This window comes from Pseudomonas sp. NFACC24-1, from assembly GCF_900115235.1.
GTDB lineage: Bacteria > Pseudomonadota > Gammaproteobacteria > Pseudomonadales > Pseudomonadaceae > Aquipseudomonas > Aquipseudomonas fluorescens_AA.
Window position 1 is genome coordinate 54,557 of record NZ_FOVS01000010.1, and the last position, 16,953, is coordinate 71,509.

The 16,953-nt window shown below is 61.4% G+C and carries 15 protein-coding genes; 10 read left to right on the forward strand and 5 right to left on the reverse strand.

Annotated elements, in window-relative coordinates; all coding sequences use genetic code 11:
* Positions 1-10: 10 nt before the first annotated feature.
* Entirely contained in the window at positions 11-1,255 is a 1,245-nt protein-coding gene (locus tag BM317_RS11640; RefSeq protein ID WP_092169434.1) for a metallophosphoesterase family protein, read from the forward strand.
* 129 nt (positions 1,256-1,384) lie between these two features.
* On the opposite strand, the gene gbcA is transcribed toward BM317_RS11640, so the two are convergent.
* Positions 1,385-2,680: a glycine-betaine demethylase subunit GbcA gene (gene gbcA, locus BM317_RS11645; protein ID WP_092169437.1), complete on the reverse strand. Its 1,296-nt coding sequence runs from the start codon at positions 2,678-2,680 to the stop codon at positions 1,385-1,387.
* A gap of 281 nt (positions 2,681-2,961) precedes the next feature.
* Between gbcA and gbcB the strand changes: the two genes are divergently transcribed.
* Positions 2,962-4,062 carry a glycine-betaine demethylase subunit GbcB gene (gene gbcB, locus BM317_RS11655; RefSeq protein ID WP_060743118.1) on the forward strand — a complete coding sequence of 367 codons (1,101 nt, stop codon included), beginning with the start codon at positions 2,962-2,964 and terminating at the stop codon, positions 4,060-4,062.
* Positions 4,063-4,281: 219 nt separating this feature from the next.
* Here the strand turns inward: gbcB and BM317_RS11660 are convergent, their stop codons facing one another.
* The gene (locus tag BM317_RS11660; RefSeq protein WP_092474364.1) at positions 4,282-5,322 is read right to left on the reverse strand and encodes a threonine aldolase family protein; all 1,041 of its coding nucleotides are present in this window, start codon (positions 5,320-5,322) and stop codon (positions 4,282-4,284) included.
* A gap of 195 nt (positions 5,323-5,517) precedes the next feature.
* On the opposite strand from BM317_RS11660, the gene BM317_RS11665 reads away from it, so the two are divergent.
* The 8 genes from BM317_RS11665 (at position 5,518) to fdhA (ending at position 15,606) form a co-directional block, all read left to right on the forward strand.
* On the forward strand, positions 5,518-6,222 hold the full coding sequence (locus tag BM317_RS11665) for a TraX family protein (protein WP_092474366.1): 705 nt from the start codon (positions 5,518-5,520) through the stop codon (positions 6,220-6,222).
* A 346-nt stretch (positions 6,223-6,568) separates the two neighbouring features.
* Complete coding sequence (gene glyA / locus BM317_RS11670) at positions 6,569-7,822, forward strand: serine hydroxymethyltransferase (protein ID WP_003206308.1); 1,254 nt, start codon at positions 6,569-6,571, stop codon at positions 7,820-7,822.
* 21 nt (positions 7,823-7,843) lie between these two features.
* Complete coding sequence (locus BM317_RS11675) at positions 7,844-9,094, forward strand: sarcosine oxidase subunit beta (RefSeq protein ID WP_003177603.1); 1,251 nt, start codon at positions 7,844-7,846, stop codon at positions 9,092-9,094.
* Positions 9,095-9,109: 15 nt separating this feature from the next.
* Positions 9,110-9,439, forward strand: coding sequence for a sarcosine oxidase subunit delta (locus tag BM317_RS11680; protein ID WP_014340581.1), 330 nt, complete (start codon positions 9,110-9,112; stop codon positions 9,437-9,439).
* Complete coding sequence (locus BM317_RS11685; protein ID WP_060740299.1) at positions 9,436-12,453, forward strand: sarcosine oxidase subunit alpha; 3,018 nt, start codon at positions 9,436-9,438, stop codon at positions 12,451-12,453. Before BM317_RS11680 ends, BM317_RS11685 begins: the two co-directional genes overlap by 4 nt.
* Positions 12,454-12,588: 135 nt before the next feature.
* Positions 12,589-13,221 carry a sarcosine oxidase subunit gamma gene (locus tag BM317_RS11690; RefSeq protein WP_092169451.1) on the forward strand — a complete coding sequence of 211 codons (633 nt, stop codon included), beginning with the start codon at positions 12,589-12,591 and terminating at the stop codon, positions 13,219-13,221.
* A 206-nt stretch (positions 13,222-13,427) separates the two neighbouring features.
* A complete protein-coding gene (gene purU / locus BM317_RS11695; RefSeq protein ID WP_060740301.1) occupies positions 13,428-14,285 on the forward strand; it encodes a formyltetrahydrofolate deformylase in 858 nt (285 codons plus the stop codon).
* Positions 14,286-14,406: 121 nt separating this feature from the next.
* The gene (gene fdhA / locus BM317_RS11700) at positions 14,407-15,606 is read left to right on the forward strand and encodes a formaldehyde dehydrogenase, glutathione-independent (protein ID WP_092169460.1); all 1,200 of its coding nucleotides are present in this window, start codon (positions 14,407-14,409) and stop codon (positions 15,604-15,606) included.
* Between the two features lie 502 nt (positions 15,607-16,108).
* Here fdhA and BM317_RS11705 read toward each other — a convergent pair.
* From BM317_RS11705 to BM317_RS31385, 3 genes are all read right to left on the reverse strand, one after another.
* Positions 16,109-16,321 (reverse strand): cold-shock protein, encoded by a 213-nt coding sequence (locus BM317_RS11705; RefSeq protein WP_092169783.1) that lies wholly within the window; start codon positions 16,319-16,321, stop codon positions 16,109-16,111.
* Positions 16,322-16,499: 178 nt separating this feature from the next.
* Positions 16,500-16,772: a hypothetical protein gene (locus BM317_RS11710; RefSeq protein WP_092169463.1), complete on the reverse strand. Its 273-nt coding sequence runs from the start codon at positions 16,770-16,772 to the stop codon at positions 16,500-16,502.
* Positions 16,769-16,909, reverse strand: a complete 141-nt coding sequence (locus BM317_RS31385) for an ash family protein (protein ID WP_092169466.1) — start codon at positions 16,907-16,909, stop codon at positions 16,769-16,771. Before BM317_RS31385 ends, BM317_RS11710 begins: the two co-directional genes overlap by 4 nt.
* Positions 16,910-16,953 lie beyond the last annotated feature (44 nt).

Here is a 16,953-nt window from a genome sequence, read left to right on the forward strand (position 1 = left end):
GAGCGTTCACATGTCATTACTGCACCATTGGGAACATGAGTTCGACAAGGTCAAAGTCCGCCTGCACGGGTTGGTCACGCGGCTGGAGATGTCCTGGAAGAAACTCGTCAACGACCTGGAGCCCGAGGAGTTTCAGGCCATCGTCAAACTGTTGCAGCGCGGGCACGACCAGGCGCGGCACGTCATCGAGCATGGCGACCTCCCGGATGACGAGCCGGCCGTGCCCTGGGAGCTGGCCCACGGCCTGTCGATCCTGAAGATCGGCAATCCTACGCCGTTGCCGCAAAGCGAAGACGAACTGCCGACCCGGGTGCTCAAGGACGGCACCTTGCTCGGCTGCCGCAAATGGGAGCTGCTGGACCTGCTGTGGAGCGAGGCGTTGCTCAAGTGGATCGAGAACCTGCGGCATCATGCGCCGTTCGCCACCAACCCGGCGCTGGTGAAAATGGACAGCGATGTGGTGCTGGCCATCGCCGGCGACTGGGGCACCGGGCCGTTCGACAGCCACGCGCCGGCGGTGGCCGTGGCCAATCAGATGCAACTGGCCCAGGCTGACTTCACCATCCATCTGGGTGATGTGTATTACGCCGGCACCCATTCCCAGGAAGACGTCGATATGGTCGGCTGGCCCCAGGGCAAGCACGGCTCGTTCACCCTCAACTCCAATCACGAGATGTACAGCGGTGCCCACGGTTACTTCAAGGAGCTGGCCAAGCGTTTTCCGGTGCAGCAAGGCACCAGCTATTTTGCCTTGTACAACGACGACTGGCTGGTGGTTGGCCTGGACAGTGCCTACGCCTCGGACGCGATGAACCTGTACATGGACGGCACCCTCAACACCCAGCAGATCGAGTGGATGAAAACCCTGCCCAAGCGCAAGAAGGTGATGGTGCTCAGTCATCATCAGGGCTTCGATATTTCCGGGCACAACAAGACCGCCCTCTACCAACCGGTGTGCGATGCCCTGGGGCGTGAGCCGGACTACTGGTATTGGGGCCATTTGCATAACGGCATCTGCTACGCCACCCAGGGCGGGCTGCATGCGCGTTGCGCCGGGCACGGGGCGATTCCCTATGGCACCACCAGCGAGCTGAACGGGCATGCCCGGGTGCTGTGGTCGGAGACTCAGTTGGCGGGGGATGAGGCGTATCCGGAGCGGGTGCTGAATGGGTACGTGAAGGTGCGGCTGGTGGGAGAGAACATCGAAGAGACGTTTTATGGGGAGGATGGCAGTGTGCGGTGGTCTTCTCACTGACGATCGTTCCCACGCTCTGCGTGGGAATGCCTCAACGGACGCTCCGCGTTCGGCTTTCGGGACGCAGAGCGTCCCGGGCTGCATTCCCACGCGGAGCGTGGGAACGATCTCCAACCGAAGCGTCTGGTTTTAGCCCTGGACCGGAACGCCCTTGAGGTACGGCGCCGGTTCAGCCCCGAGGTTATTGAGCATGCGCTCGCTGTACCAGTCCACGAAGTTCACCACGCCGAACTCGTAGGTCTTGGAGTACGGGCCAGGCTGGTAGGCGGTGGAGTTGATGCCGCGCTGGTTTTCTTCGGCCAGGCGACGGTCCTGGTCGTTGGTGGCGTCCCAGACTTCACGCATGCGCGCCACGTCGTAGTCCACGCCTTCGACCGCGTCCTTGTGCACCAGCCACTTGGTGGTGACCATGGTTTCCTGGGCGCTGATCGGCCACACGGTGAACACGATGATGTGGTCGCCCATGCAGTGGTTCCACGAGTGCGGCAGGTGCAGGATGCGCATCGAGCCCAGGTCCGGGTTCTTGATGCGGCCCATCAACTTGGCGCAGCCTTGCTTGCCGTCCATGGTCATCGACACGGTGCCCTTGAGCAGCGGCATGCGCACGATGCGGTTGCGCAGGCCGAAACTGGCGTGGGCGTAAGGGATCTTCTCGGCTTCCCAGGCGGCGGCGGAGGCGGCCACGTGGTCCTTGAAGGCCTGATCGGCGCGTGGGTCGGTGACGTCGTCCCATTCCAGCAGGGTCTTGAGCAGTTCCGGGTGCGAACCGCCGCAGTGGTAGCACTCGCGGTTGTTTTCCAGCACCAGCTTCCAGTTGGCCTTTTCCATCAAGGTGGTTTGCACCGCCACCTTGGTGTTTTCCATGTCGTACGGTTCCATGTAATGGTTCAGCGTCGACAGGAAATCATCGATGGCCGGCGGATTCTCGGCCAGGCTGATGAAGATATAGCCGCCCGCGGTCTTCACGTTCACAGGCTTGAGGCCGTACTGCTTCATGTCGAAGTCGGCGCCCATCTCGGTGCCGGCGAACAGCAGGCGACCGTCCAGCTCGTAGGTCCACTGGTGGTAGTGGCAGACCAGTTTGGCGACCTTGCCCTTTTCACTGGTGCACAACCGCGAGCCACGGTGACGGCAGACGTTATGGAACGCATGCACCACGCCGTCGGCGCCGCGAATCACGATGATGGGGTTCTTGCCGACTTGCAGGGTCAGGTAGTTGCCCTTGGTCGGGATCTCGCAGGTCATGCCGGCGATCAACCATTCCTTCTGGAAGATTTCCTGCATATCGATATCGAACAGGCGCTCATCGCTGTAGAACGGTTGTGGCAGCGAGAAGGTGCGCTCGCGCTCTTGCAGCATTTGCGCGGTGGCCTTGCGTGCGGGTTCCAGCGGATCGCCCAGGCTCAGGGTAGTGGTGACGTCCATCGTTTTATCCTCAAGGCCCTCTACGTGGCCGCGAAAGTGGCTGATCGGTTGTGCTACGCAAGGTAAAAAATATTGTTTGTCTGTTGGGGCGAGTGTGGGGCCGCGCAGGGGCCGAACCTTATCCATGGGCGACATGGCCCAATCTGTTCCCGACGCGCAAGCCCCGGTAGTTAAGGGCTGGTCGCGATAAGTATGTGAATGTCGCAGATAGGTAAATGGTCACCCAGACGCCTGCGCACAATCGCCATCATGAAGGCCGACAGTCGGCCGTGGAGATCAGCATGTCCAATAACTTCCTGAACCCGGTCACTACCCAGACCTGGGCCAATGGCCGACATATCGTACGTTGCGTCAAAGTCATCCAGGAAACCTGGGATGTGCGCACCTTCTGCTTCATGGCCGATCAGCCGATCATGTTCTTTTTCAAGCCGGGGCAATTCGTCACCCTGGAGCTGGAAATCGAAGGCCAGCCGATCATGCGCTCCTACACCATCTCCAGTTCGCCGTCGGTGCCCTATAGCTTCTCGGTCACTATCAAGCGCGTGCCGGGGGGCAAGGTGTCCAACTGGTTGCACGATACTTTGCATGAAGGCCAGGAGCTGGCGGTGCACGGGCCGGTGGGGTTGTTCAACGCCATCGATTTCCCGAGCCCGAAAGTCCTGTACTTGAGCGGTGGCGTGGGGATCACGCCGTGCATGTCCATGGCCCGCTGGTTCTACGACACCAACGCCAATGTCGACATGACCTTCATCCACAGCGCCCGGTCGCCCAAGGACATCATCTACCACCGCGAGCTGGAACACATGGCGTCGCGGATCGACAACTTCAGCCTGCACCTGATCTGTGAAAAGCATGGCCTGGGCGAGCCTTGGGCCGGGTATCGCGGTTACCTGAACCACAAGATGCTGGAATTGATGGTGCCCGACTTCCTCGAGCGCGAAGTGTTCTGTTGCGGCCCGACCCCGTACATGACCGCGGTCAAGCGCCTGCTGGAAGCGGCTGGCTACGACATGAAGCGTTACCACGAGGAATCCTTCGGTGCCACGCCGCCGGAAGCCCGCGCCGACGCCGTGGAACAGGCCGAACAGGCGGCCGACGCGCCGGAAGTCGATGCGGCGGACCTGCACCTGGTGGAATTCACCTCCTCTGGCAAGAGCATCCGCGTGGGCCCGGGCGAAACCGTGCATGCCGCCGCCGCCAAGCTTGGCATGATGATCCCCAAGGCCTGCGGCATGGGCATCTGCGGCACCTGCAAAGTGTTGAAGCTGGGCGGGGAGGTGGAGATGGATCACAACGGCGGGATCACCGAGGACGACGAGGCCGAGGGCTACATCCTGTCGTGCTGCAGCGTGCCGAAGGGGGATGTGCGGATCGAGTTCTGATCCGTTCTCTCTGGCGGGTGATAAGCTCCTGTGGCGAGGGGATTTATCCCCGCTGGGCTGCGCAGCAGCCCCAAAACAGCCAGCTCGGTCAGCCTGATACAACGCGGTTGTGGGTTTTCAGGGCTGCTGCGCAGCCCAACGGGGATAAATCCCCTCGCCACAGGTTAATCATGTCCCCGGCCCAACAGTGGTCGGGCCCGGTCTTGAATGAGTCTTTACTTAGCCGGCCATCACTTCCCGAATATCCGTCGCCAATTCCCGCACCCGTGCCTCCTCGGTATCCCACGAGCACATGAACCGTGCGCCGCCCTTGCCGATGAAGGTGTAGAAGCGCCAGCCCTTGGCGGTCAGTGCGGCGATGGCCGGTTCCGACAGTTGCAGGAACACGCCGTTGGCCTGGACCGGGAACATCAGTTCCACGCCGGGAATGTCGCTGACCAGCTCTGCCAGCAATTGGGCGCAGTGGTTGGCGTGGCGGGCGTGTTTGAGCCAGGCGTCGTTTTGCAGCAGGCCTACCCAAGGTGCGGAAAGGAAGCGCATTTTCGACGCCAGTTGCCCGGCCTGTTTGCAGCGGTAGTCGAAATCCACGGCCAGGTCGTGGTTGAAGAACAGGATCGCTTCCCCCACCGCCATGCCGTTTTTGGTGCCGCCAAAGCACAACACGTCCACGCCGACCTTCCAGGTCAGGTCCGCCGGGGAGCAGCCGAGGAAGGCGCAGGCGTTGGAAAAGCGCGCGCCGTCCATGTGCAGGTTCAGCCCCAGTTCCTTGCAGGTGACGCTGATGGCGCGGATTTCATCCGGCGTGTAGACGCTGCCGACTTCCGTGGCTTGGGTCAGGGTGACGACCCGAGGCTTGGGGTAGTGGATGTCCTGGCGCTTGAGGGCGATCTCGCGGATCGCCTCGGGGGTCAGCTTGCCGTTTTCGGTACGTGCCAGCAGCAGCTTGGAGCCGTTGGAGAAGAACTCCGGTGCGCCGCATTCGTCGGTTTCGACGTGGGCGGTTTCCGAGCAGATCACGCTGTGATAACTCTGGCACAGCGAGGACAGGGCCAGGGAGTTGGCCGCCGTGCCGTTGAACGCGAAGAACACTTCGCAGTCGGTTTCGAACAAGGCCCGGAAATCGTTCGCCGCGCGGTGGGTCCACTCATCGTCGCCGTAGGCACGTTGGTGACCCTGGTTGGCTTCTTCCATGGCGGCCCAGGCTTCGGGGCAAATGCCGGAATAGTTGTCGCTGGCAAACTGTTGACTCTTGTCGGTCATGGCCTTGCTCCTGAATAGAGAGTCCTGGGTAAAAGAGATCCCTGGCGGAATTCCCGGGTAAGGGGTTCCATTGTTCGGCGTGCTTGGGTCCGCAGCGCCGTGGTCGATGTTGGTGCGCACTTTACCCAAGATTAGCGGGGGAACACACCGGATGTTTCTGTCGGAAAGTATCAATCTCGTCGCGCGGCTTTATACATGAGCCGGCGTGATGGGGCTCTGGACCTGCTCAAGTGGTTGGCTCTTTTGTCGATGGTCCTCGATCATCTGCGATATGTCGGTTTTTCCGTCGATTGGCTCTATGTGCCGGGACGCCTGGCATTCCCGTGGTTCTGCCTGGCGATGGCGGCGAATCTGGCACGCAGGGGTGCCAGCGCCGCTCCATGGCGGTACCTGGGCTGGCTGCTGTTATTCAGTGCCGTCAGCGAAATCCCCTACCGCTTGTTCATTCCTGATCCCGGCACCCTGAATGTGATGCCAACCCTGGTGCTGGGATTGTTGGTGGCGCGCTGCTGGCAAACGCCCACCTTGGAGGCGCGATGCCTGGCGGTGATGGCGTTGCTGTTGGCGGCGCTGTTTTCGTCGCAGCTGATGTTCGGTTTCTTCGGTGTGCTGCTGCCGCTGGCGATGTTGCTGGTATTCAAGCGTCCCTTGTACATGGCGCTGTTGCCGGGGCTGGTCTGCGTGGCGGCCAACCAATGGCGAGTGTTGTATGGCGCGGCGTGGTTGGGAAATGGGGTGGCGTTGTGGGGGCTGGTGGCTTGCCTGATCGCGCCATGGCTTGGGCAGGTGCTTTTGCGACGCGCCGGTCGTTTTCATCCACCGGCGATGCGGCGCTGGGCCTATGGCCTTTATCCAGCGCATTTCCTGCTGTTGCTCGCGGTTCGCCACCTATCGGCCTGAACAGAACCCTGTGGCGAGGGGATTTATCTGTGGCGAGGGGATTTATCCCCGTTGGGCTGCGAAGCAGCCCCCCAAAACTGGCTAATTCGGTCAATCCGACACACCCAGGTGTCTGGTTTTAGGGCCGCTTCGCGCCCCAGCGGGGATAAATCCCCTCGCCACAAGGACCCTGTCTCCAGTCCAAACAGGACCGTGTCTGTTCCTATGTCGTAAACGCACCTTTGCGTGGCGTCCATAGGCATTTGACATGCCTGCGCCAGCCATACCATCGCATCCAAAGGGCACGACCGAATGGTCCGTGCCTCACCGAGACGAAAGGCGCACCGCCGCCGCTGGGAGAGACGCGATGTTCAGCAAACAAGACCAAATTCAAGGCTACGATGATGCGCTGCTGGCGGCGATGAACGCCGAAGAGCAACGCCAGGAAGATCACATCGAGCTGATCGCGTCGGAGAACTACACCAGCAAGCGCGTGATGGAGGCCCAGGGCAGCGGCCTGACCAACAAGTACGCCGAAGGCTATCCGGGCAAGCGCTACTACGGTGGCTGCGAGCACGTCGACAAAGTCGAGGCCCTGGCCATCGAGCGTGCCAAGCAGTTGTTCGGTGCCGATTACGCCAACGTCCAGCCGCACTCCGGGTCTTCGGCCAACAGCGCCGTGTACCTGGCCCTGCTGCAGGCCGGCGACACCATCCTGGGCATGAGCCTGGCCCATGGCGGTCACCTGACCCACGGTGCCAAGGTGTCGTCCTCGGGCAAGCTCTACAACGCGGTGCAATACGGCATCGACACCACCACCGGCCTGATCGACTACGACGAAGTCGAGCGCCTGGCGGTGGAGCACAAGCCGAAAATGATCGTGGCCGGTTTCTCCGCTTACTCCAAGACCCTGGATTTCCCACGTTTCCGCCAGATCGCCGACAAGGTCGGTGCCCTGCTGTTCGTCGACATGGCCCACGTGGCTGGCCTGGTTGCCGCCGGTCTGTACCCGAACCCGCTGCCGTACGCCGACGTGGTCACCACCACCACCCACAAGACCCTGCGCGGTCCGCGTGGTGGCCTGATCCTGGCCAAGGCCAACGAAGAAATCGAGAAGAAGCTCAACGCGGCGGTATTCCCCGGCGCCCAGGGCGGCCCGCTGATGCACGTGATCGCCGGCAAGGCGGTGTGCTTCAAGGAAGCGGCGGAGCCTGGCTTCAAGGCTTATCAGCAGCAAGTGATCGATAACGCCCAGGCCATGGCTGGCGTGTTCATCAAGCGCGGCTACGATGTAGTGTCCGGTGGTACCGATAACCACCTGTTCCTGGTCAGCCTGATCCGTCAGGGCCTGACCGGCAAGGATGCCGATGCTGCCCTGGGCCGCGCCCACATCACCGTCAACAAGAACGCCGTGCCGAACGACCCGCAATCGCCATTCGTGACGTCGGGCCTGCGCATCGGCACCCCGGCGGTGACCACCCGTGGCTTCAAGGTTACCCAGTGCGTCACGCTGGCCGGCTGGATATGCGACATTCTCGACAACCTCGGCGATGCCGATGTCGAGGCCAATGTCGCCCAGCAAGTGGCGGCCCTGTGCGCGGACTTCCCGGTTTATCGCTGAGTCGGTTTTGGAGTAATGACTATGCAACGCTATTCGGGCTTCGGCCTCTTCAAACACTCACTCAGCCATCACGAAAACTGGCAGCGGATGTGGCGCACGCCGACCCCGAAAAAGGTCTACGACGTGGTCATCGTCGGCGGTGGCGGGCATGGTCTGGCGACCGCCTACTACCTGGCCAAGGAACACGGCATCACCAACGTGGCGGTGGTCGAGAAGGGCTGGTTGGGCGGCGGTAACACCGCGCGCAACACCACCATCGTGCGCTCCAACTACTTGTGGGACGAATCGGCCCACCTGTACGAACACGCGATGAAACTCTGGGAAGGCCTGTCCCAGGACCTGAACTACAACGTGATGTTCTCCCAGCGTGGCGTCTACAACCTGTGCCACACCCTGCAGGACATCCGTGATTCCGAGCGTCGCGTCAGCGCCAACCGCCTCAACGGTGTGGATGGCGAGCTGCTCAACGCCAAGCAAGTGGCCGATGAGATCCCGTACCTGGATTGCTCGAAAAACACCCGCTACCCGGTGATGGGCGCCACCGTCCAGCGTCGCGGCGGCGTGGCCCGTCACGATGCCGTGGCCTGGGGCTTTGCCCGGGCGGCGGACGCGTTGGGCGTGGACCTGATCCAGCAGACCGAAGTGATCGGTTTCCGCAAGGAAAACGGCGTGTGCATCGGCGTGGAAACCAACAAGGGCTTCATCGGCGCCAAGCGCGTCGGCGTGGTGACCGCCGGTAACTCCGGGCACATGGCCAAGCTCGCGGGCTTCCGCCTGCCGATCGAATCCCATCCGCTGCAAGCGTTGGTGTCCGAGCCGATCAAACCGATCATCGACAGCGTGATCATGTCCAACGCCGTGCACGGCTACATCAGCCAGTCCGACAAGGGCGACCTGGTGATCGGTGCCGGTATCGACGGCTACAACGGCTACGGCCAGCGCGGCTCGTACCCGGTGATCGAACACACGGTCCAGGCCATCGTCGAGATGTTCCCGGTTTTGTCCCGCGTACGCATGAACCGCCAGTGGGGCGGCATCGTCGACACCACGCCGGACGCCTGCCCGATCATCTCCAAGACCCCGGTGCCGAACATGTTCTTCAACTGCGGTTGGGGTACCGGCGGCTTCAAGGCCACCCCGGGTTCGGGCAACGTCTTCGCTGCAAGCCTGGCCAAGGGTGAAATGCACCCGCTGGCCGCGCCGTTTTCCATCGACCGTTTCCACAACGGCGCACTGATCGACGAACACGGCGCTGCTGCCGTCGCCCACTAACAGGAGAAATCCCCTATGTTGCACATCTTCTGTCCTCACTGCGGCGAACTGCGCTCCGAAGAGGAATTCCACGCATCCGGCCAGGCGCATATCCCGCGTCCGCTGGATCCGAACGCCTGCACCGACGAGGAGTGGGGCGACTACATGTTCTTCCGTGACAACCCACGCGGGTTGCACCATGAACTGTGGGACCACGTCGCCGGTTGCCGTCAGTACTTCAACGTGACCCGTGACACCGTGACCTACGAGATTCTCGAAACCTACAAGATCGGCCAAAAGCCGCAGTTCACCGACAAGGCTGACAGTCCGAAAGCGGCTGCACAGGCTCTGGGAGAGAAGGTATGAGCCAGATCAATCGCCTGTCCAACGGCGGACGGATCGACCGCAACAAAGTGCTGAGCTTCACCTTCAACGGCCAGACCTACAAAGGCTTCGAGGGCGACTCCCTGGCCGCTGCGCTGCTGGCCAACGGTGTCGACATCATCGGTCGCAGCTTCAAGTATTCCCGGCCGCGCGGCATCTTCGCCGCCGGCGCAGAAGAGCCGAACGCGGTGCTGCAGATCGGTGCCACCGAAGCCACGCAGATCCCTAACGTGCGCGCCACGCAACAGGCGCTGTACCAAGGTTTGGTCGCCACCAGCACCAACGGCTGGCCGAACGTGAACAACGACATGATGGGCATTCTCGGCAAGGTCGGCGGCAAGCTGATGCCGCCGGGCTTCTACTACAAAACCTTCATGTACCCGCAATCGTTCTGGATGACCTACGAGAAGTACATCCGCAAGGCCGCCGGCCTGGGCCGCTCGCCGACCGAGAACGATCCGGACACCTACGACTACATGAACCGTCACTGCGACGTGTTGATCGTCGGTGCTGGCCCTGCCGGCCTGGCCGCCGCATTGGCCGCGGCCCGCAGCGGTGCGCGCGTCATCCTGGCCGATGAGCAGGAAGAGTTCGGCGGCAGCCTGCTCGACTCCCGCGAGAGCCTGGACGGCAAGCCGGCGACCGAATGGGTAGCCTCTGTTGTCGCTGAACTCAAGTCGATGCCCGACGTGGTGTTGCTGCCTCGTGCCACGGTGAACGGTTACCACGACCATAACTTCCTGACCATCCACGAGCGCCTCACCGACCACCTCGGTGACCGCGCACCGATCGGCCAGGTTCGCCAGCGCATCAACCGCGTTCGCGCCAAGCGCGTGGTGCTGGCGACCGGCGCCTGCGAGCGCCCGCTGGTCTACGGCAACAACGACGTGCCGGGCAACATGCTGGCCGGTGCGGTGTCGACCTACGTGCGTCGCTACGGCGTGGCACCGGGCAAGAAACTGGTGCTGAGCACCAACAACGACCACGCCTATCGCGTCGCCCTGGACTGGTTCGACGCCGGTCTGCAAGTGGTGGCCGTGGCCGATGCGCGCAGCAACCCACGTGGCGCGCTGGTGGAAGAAGCCCGCGCCAAGGGCATCCGTATCCTCACCGGCAGCGCCGTGGTCGAGGCCCGTGGCAGCAAGCGTGTCACCGGGGCCCGTGTTGCCGCGATCGACGTCCGCGCCCATAAAGTCACCAGCCCAGGCGAATGGCTGGACTGCGACCTGGTGGCCAGCTCCGGCGGCTACAGCCCGGTGGTTCACTTGGCTTCGCACCTGGGCGGCAAGCCGATCTGGCGTGAAGACATCCTCGGTTTCGTACCGGGCGAAGCACCGCAAAAACGTGTCTGCGTCGGCGGTGTGAACGGTGTCTACAGCCTCGGCGACAGCTTGGCCGACGGTTTTGAAGGCGGCGTGCGCGCGGCCAGCGAAGCCGGCTTCAAAGCGGTGGAGGGCGTGTTGCCTAAAGCCCTGAGCCGTCATGAAGAGCCGACCCTGGCGCTGTTCCAGGTGCCGCACGAAAAATCCACCGCACGGGCGCCGAAGCAATTCGTCGACCTGCAGAACGACGTCACTGCCGCCGCCATCGAACTCGCCACCCGCGAAGGCTTCGAGTCGGTGGAACACGTCAAGCGCTACACCGCACTGGGCTTCGGTACCGACCAGGGCAAACTGGGCAACGTCAACGGCCTGGCCATCGCGGCCCGCTCGCTGAACGTGAGCATCCCGCAGATGGGCACCACCATGTTCCGTCCGAACTACACGCCGGTGACTTTCGGCGCGGTGGCTGGCCGGCACTGTGGGCACATCTTCGAGCCGGTGCGCTTCACCGCACTGCATGCCTGGCATGTGAAGAATGGCGCCGAGTTCGAAGACGTCGGCCAATGGAAACGCCCTTGGTACTTCCCGAAGAACGGCGAAGACATGCACGCCGCGGTCAAGCGCGAATGCAAGGCAGTACGTGACAGCGTCGGCCTGCTGGACGCCTCGACCCTGGGCAAGATCGACATCCAGGGCCCGGATGCCCGCGAGTTCCTCAACCGCGTCTACACCAACGCCTGGACCAAGCTCGACGTGGGCAAGGCCCGCTACGGCCTGATGTGCAAGGAAGACGGCATGGTCTTCGACGACGGCGTAACGGCCTGTCTGGCGGACAACCACTTCCTGATGACCACCACCACGGGCGGCGCGGCGCGCGTGCTGCAATGGCTGGAGATCTATCACCAGACCGAATGGCCGGACCTGAAGGTGTACTTCACCTCGGTCACCGACCACTGGGCGACCATGACCCTGTCGGGCCCCAACAGCCGCAAGCTGCTGAGCGAAGTCACCGACATCGACCTGGACAAGGACGCGTTCCCGTTCATGACCTGGAAGGAAGGCCTGGTGGGTGGCGTGCCGGCACGGGTGTTCCGGATCTCGTTCACCGGTGAACTGTCGTACGAAATCAACGTACAGGCCGACTACGCCATGGGCGTGCTCGAGCAGATCGTCGAGGCCGGGAAGAAATACAACCTGACCCCGTACGGCACCGAGACCATGCACGTATTGCGGGCCGAGAAGGGCTTCATCATCGTCGGCCAGGACACTGACAGCTCGATGACGCCGGACGACCTGAACATGGGCTGGTGCGTAGGCCGGACCAAACCGTTCTCGTGGATCGGCTGGCGCGGCATGAATCGCGAAGATTGCGTGCGTGAAGACCGCAAGCAACTGGTGGGTCTCAAGCCGATCGACCCGAATGTCTGGCTGCCGGAAGGCGCGCAACTGGTGTTCAACACCAAGCAGGCGATCCCGATGACCATGGTCGGTCACGTGACCTCCAGCTACGCCCACAACTCCCTGGGTTATTCGTTTGCCATGGGTGTGGTCAAGGGCGGCCTCAAGCGGATGGGTGAACGAGTGTTCGCGCCATTGGCCGATGGCAGCGTGATCGAGGCAGAGATCGTTTCTTCGGTGTTCTTCGATCCGAAGGGGGATCGGCAGAATATTTGATACCTGATCGTTCCCACGCTCTGCGTGGGAATGCATCCCGGGACGCTCCGCGTCCCAAAAGCGGACGCAGAGCGTCCATGGCGGCATTCCCACGCAGAGCGTGGGAACGATCAATCTACGAGACAGGTGCTCCATATGACCGCAGTCAACGTGTACCAACAACGCCCAACCACCGGGGCCAAGGCCGAGTCGTCGCTGCACCATGCCGACCTCGCCAGCCTGGTGGGCAAGGGTCGCAAGAACGCCGGTGTGACCGTGCGCGAGAAAAAACTCCTGGGTCACCTGACCCTTCGTGGCGACGGCCACGACCCGGCGTTCGCCGCGGGCGTGCACAAGGCCCTGGGCCTGGAATTGCCAGGCGCCCTGACCGTCATCGTCAAGGGTGAAACCAGCCTGCAATGGCTCGGCCCGGATGAATGGCTGCTGGTGGTGCCCACTGGCGAAGAATTCGCCGCCGAGCAGAAACTGCGTGAGGCCCTGGGCGACCTGCATATCCAGATCGTCAACGTCAGCGGCGGCCAGCAGCTCCTCGAGCTGTCCGGCCCGAACGTGCGCGACGTGCTGATGAAGTCCACCAGCTACGATGTACACCCAAGCAACTTCCCGGTGGGCAAGGCCGTGGGTACGGTGTTCGCCAAGTCGCAACTGGTGATCCGCCACACGGGCGAAGACACCTGGGAGCTGGTGATCCGCCGCAGCTTCTCCGATTACTGGTGGCTGTGGTTGCAGGATGCCGCGGCTGAGTATGGGTTGAGCGTGCAGGCCTAAAAACACGGTCTAAAGCCGAACACTTTTGTGGTGAGGGGATTTATCCCCGTTGGGCTGCGTAGCAGCCCCAAACCTGCTACTTCAGAGTGTCAGGTTGTTCTCATCAAGCTTTTGAGGGCTGCTTCGCAGCCCAGCGGGGATAAATCCCCTCGCCACAGAGTTCTGTGTTCGGCGGGGTTTAGCCATAACGAACAGGAGTCACCGCAATGAGCCGCGCCCCGGATACATGGATCTTGACTGCCGACTGCCCCAGCGTGCTCGGCACCGTGGACGCGGTGACCCGCTTTCTGTTCGAGCAGGGCTGCTATGTCACCGAGCACCACTCCTTCGACGACCGGCTTTCGGCGCGTTTCTTCATTCGCGTGGAGTTTCGTCAGCCCGACGGTTTTGACGAGCAGGCCTTTCGCGCCGGCCTGGCCGAACGTGCGCAAGCTTTCGGCATGGTCTTCGAACTGACGCCGCCCAACTATCGGCCCAAAGTGGTGATCATGGTCTCCAAGGCCGATCACTGCCTCAACGATTTGCTCTATCGCCAGCGCATCGGCCAGTTGTCCATGGACGTGGTGGCCGTGGTGTCCAACCACCCGGACCTCAAGCCGCTGGCCGACTGGCACCAGATCCCCTACTACCATTTCCCCCTGGACCCGAACGACAAGCCGGCCCAGGAGCGACAGGTGTGGCAGGTGATCGAAGACACCGGCGCCGAACTGGTGATCCTTGCCCGCTACATGCAAGTGCTGTCGCCGGAGTTGTGCCGCAAGCTCGACGGCAAGGCGATCAATATCCATCACTCGCTGCTGCCGGGCTTCAAGGGGGCCAAGCCGTATCACCAGGCCTACAACAAAGGCGTGAAGCTGGTCGGTGCGACGGCGCACTACATCAACAACGACCTGGACGAAGGCCCGATCATCGCCCAGGGCGTGGAAGTGGTGGACCACAGCCACTATCCCGAGGATTTGATTGCCAAGGGACGGGACATCGAAGGGCTCACCTTGGCCCGGGCCGTGGGGTATCACATTGAGAGGAGGGTATTTTTGAACGCCAATAGGACGGTAGTGCTCTAGTTACAAGCTTCAAGCTTCAAGCCGCAAGAAAAAAGCGGTGTGCACGCTTCTTGCGGCTTGTAGCTGGCCGCTTGAAGCTCAATTCACTTTCTTTACAACAACAAATACAGAGGTGACTGGCATGTCTGGTAATCGTGGTGTCGTGTATCTCGGCAACGGCAAGGTCGAAGTACAGAAAATCGACTATCCAAAAATGCAGGACCCGCGCGGCAGGAAGATTGAGCACGGTGTCATCCTGCGCGTGGTCTCCACCAACATCTGCGGCTCCGACCAACACATGGTCCGCGGTCGCACCACTGCCCAGACCGGCCTGGTCCTGGGTCACGAGATCACCGGTGAAGTGATCGAAAAGGGCAGCGACGTCGAGAACCTGAAAATCGGTGACCTGGTGTCGGTGCCGTTCAACGTGGCTTGCGGGCGCTGCCGTTCCTGCAAGGAGCAACACACGGGCGTCTGCCTGAGCGTCAACCCGGCCCGTGCCGGCGGTGCCTACGGTTATGTGGACATGGGCGACTGGACCGGCGGCCAAGCCGAATACGTGCTGGTGCCGTACGCCGACTTCAACCTGCTGAAACTGCCGGACCGCGACAAGGCCATGGAGAAGATCCGTGACCTGACCTGCCTGTCCGACATTCTGCCGACCGGCTACCACGGCGCCGTGACTGCGGGTGTTGGCCCTGGCAGCACCGTCTACATCGCGGGTGCCGGTCCGGTTGGCCTGGCGGCTGCCGCTTCCGCTCGCCTGTTGGGCGCGGCGGTGGTGATCATCGGCGACGTCAACCCGATCCGCCTGGCTCACGCCAAGGCCCAGGGTTTCGAAATTGCCGACCTGTCCACCGATACACCGTTGCACGAACAGATCGCTGCGCTGCTGGGCGAGCCTGAAGTCGACTGTGCTGTCGATGCGGTAGGCTTCGAAGCTCGTGGCCATGGCCATGACGGCGTCAAGCACGAGGCCCCGGCCACCGTGCTCAACTCGTTGATGGGTGTGGTCCGCGTCGCTGGCAAGATCGGTATTCCCGGCCTCTACGTCACCGAAGATCCGGGCGCAGTCGATGCGGCGGCCAAAATGGGCAGCCTGAGCATCCGTTTCGGCCTGGGCTGGGCCAAATCCCACAGCTTCCACACCGGCCAGACCCCGGTGATGAAGTACAACCGCCAGCTGATGCAGGCGATCATGTGGGACCGCATCAACATCGCCGAAATCGTCGGTGTGCAGGTTATCAGCCTGGATGATGCGCCGAAGGGCTATGGCGAGTTCGATGCGGGCGTGCCGAAGAAGTTTGTGATTGATCCGCATAAGTTGTTCAGTGCGGCGTAAAGCAGTAGGCAGGACGGAAAAAGGGCGACAGTGATGTCGCCCTTTTTTATTTGTCTTGGCTGGCTTCGTGCAAAAAATGGGATGTACGGAATGAGTTATCAACTCCCTTTGGTGAGTGTCAGTGTTCGCTTCTTGGTGTTCCCATATTGGTCTATTGGTATCTCCACAGCATATACGCAGGTGTTTGGGGATGAGCTTTCCAGTGCTAAGCCATTCAGCAACAGGATATTGTCCCCATGGGCCTGCCCCGACCAGCCTGAACTGCTCACTTTATATTCGTAAGACCCTACCGGATCATTCGGCGAGGTATTGGGTAATGGAGTAGCTACTATCTCTTGTATAGAGGGACAACTTGCTGCGTACACAGTATGAACGGCGCCTAGTAGCCCAGCGATGGATAGCAGGCCAGCAAAAAAATTTTGTTCATGATTTTCATTCCAAACAGATAGGAACTAACTGGGTTATCTTTCATAGCGCGATCATCGACTGGAAGGGCCGGTCATTATTCCGGCATCACTCTCGTAGCCTGCATGCCTTTCGCCCCCCTCTCGATTTCAAAGGAAACGGTTTGCCTTTCCTTCAGCGTTTTATAACCCTCGCCGGATATTGCGGAATAGTGCACGAACAATTCTTCACCACCTTTGCCACATGTAATAAAGCCATAGCCTTTTGCATCGTTAAACCATTTAACGGTTCCTATGATTCGGTCGCTCATTTTTATTGTCTCTGCTTGCCCGAATGTATAAGGCCGATTCTCCATGGCCTTGTTATCGTTGACACGGTTCGAGCTTAAAGTCGGGCCGGACAGCTGCCTACTGTCAGAGTTGACAGTAGGCAATACCGAGAGGAAATAACCGGTGGCAGGTGATATTCAGATGACCGTCACGTGGCGGTCATGCCATAGCTTGCGCCTGTAAGCGGCGGCCGATCACGTCCAGCACATCGCAACCGTCGCGCAAGGGAATCGCCAGGAGCAGGGCGAAGTCTTGGAGGACGACGGCGTCGGAACTGATCTCCTCGCGGAAGGCGATGTTTTCCAGTAGTTGGGTGGCGGCACGGATGCGGTAGGCGGCGGTTTCGTAGAGGACGTCGAGGGGGGCTTGGGTATCGATGAGCAAGGTGGCGGGGGTGCAGTCGACACCGGTGATGGGGATGTATCGGTTCATTGGGCAAAACTCCGTAGTTCGGTGAGTGCCACCACGCACTCGTCGCCAAACGAATGGGTGGTAGCTGTACGCGGGTTGGCGAACCGGGTTACTACGGAAACCGGCAGACCCGAAGATCTCCCGCGCACAGCTACCATTGAGCAGTTTTGCGAGTGCAAAAGCCCGTGCCAAAAAGCAGGGC

What these genes read in the sequence shown, in the direction of transcription:
- gbcA (WP_092169437.1), bottom strand. Translation starts at nt 2,680, where the DNA reads ATGGACGTCACCACTACCCTGAGCCTGGGCGATCCGCTGGAACCCGCA.
- BM317_RS11710 (WP_092169463.1), bottom strand. Translation starts at nt 16,772, where the DNA reads ATGAACCGATACATCCCCATCACCGGTGTCGACTGCACCCCCGCCACC.
- glyA (WP_003206308.1), top strand. Translation starts at nt 6,569, where the DNA reads ATGTTCAGCAAACAAGACCAAATTCAAGGCTACGATGATGCGCTGCTG.
- BM317_RS11660 (WP_092474364.1), bottom strand. Translation starts at nt 5,322, where the DNA reads ATGACCGACAAGAGTCAACAGTTTGCCAGCGACAACTATTCCGGCATT.
- purU (WP_060740301.1), top strand. Translation starts at nt 13,428, where the DNA reads ATGAGCCGCGCCCCGGATACATGGATCTTGACTGCCGACTGCCCCAGC.
- BM317_RS11675 (WP_003177603.1), top strand. Translation starts at nt 7,844, where the DNA reads ATGCAACGCTATTCGGGCTTCGGCCTCTTCAAACACTCACTCAGCCAT.
- fdhA (WP_092169460.1), top strand. Translation starts at nt 14,407, where the DNA reads ATGTCTGGTAATCGTGGTGTCGTGTATCTCGGCAACGGCAAGGTCGAA.
- BM317_RS11705 (WP_092169783.1), bottom strand. Translation starts at nt 16,321, where the DNA reads ATGAGCGACCGAATCATAGGAACCGTTAAATGGTTTAACGATGCAAAA.
- BM317_RS11685 (WP_060740299.1), top strand. Translation starts at nt 9,436, where the DNA reads ATGAGCCAGATCAATCGCCTGTCCAACGGCGGACGGATCGACCGCAAC.
- BM317_RS11640 (WP_092169434.1), top strand. Translation starts at nt 11, where the DNA reads ATGTCATTACTGCACCATTGGGAACATGAGTTCGACAAGGTCAAAGTC.
- BM317_RS31385 (WP_092169466.1), bottom strand. Translation starts at nt 16,909, where the DNA reads ATGGTAGCTGTGCGCGGGAGATCTTCGGGTCTGCCGGTTTCCGTAGTA.
- BM317_RS11680 (WP_014340581.1), top strand. Translation starts at nt 9,110, where the DNA reads ATGTTGCACATCTTCTGTCCTCACTGCGGCGAACTGCGCTCCGAAGAG.
- gbcB (WP_060743118.1), top strand. Translation starts at nt 2,962, where the DNA reads ATGTCCAATAACTTCCTGAACCCGGTCACTACCCAGACCTGGGCCAAT.
- BM317_RS11665 (WP_092474366.1), top strand. Translation starts at nt 5,518, where the DNA reads ATGAGCCGGCGTGATGGGGCTCTGGACCTGCTCAAGTGGTTGGCTCTT.
- BM317_RS11690 (WP_092169451.1), top strand. Translation starts at nt 12,589, where the DNA reads ATGACCGCAGTCAACGTGTACCAACAACGCCCAACCACCGGGGCCAAG.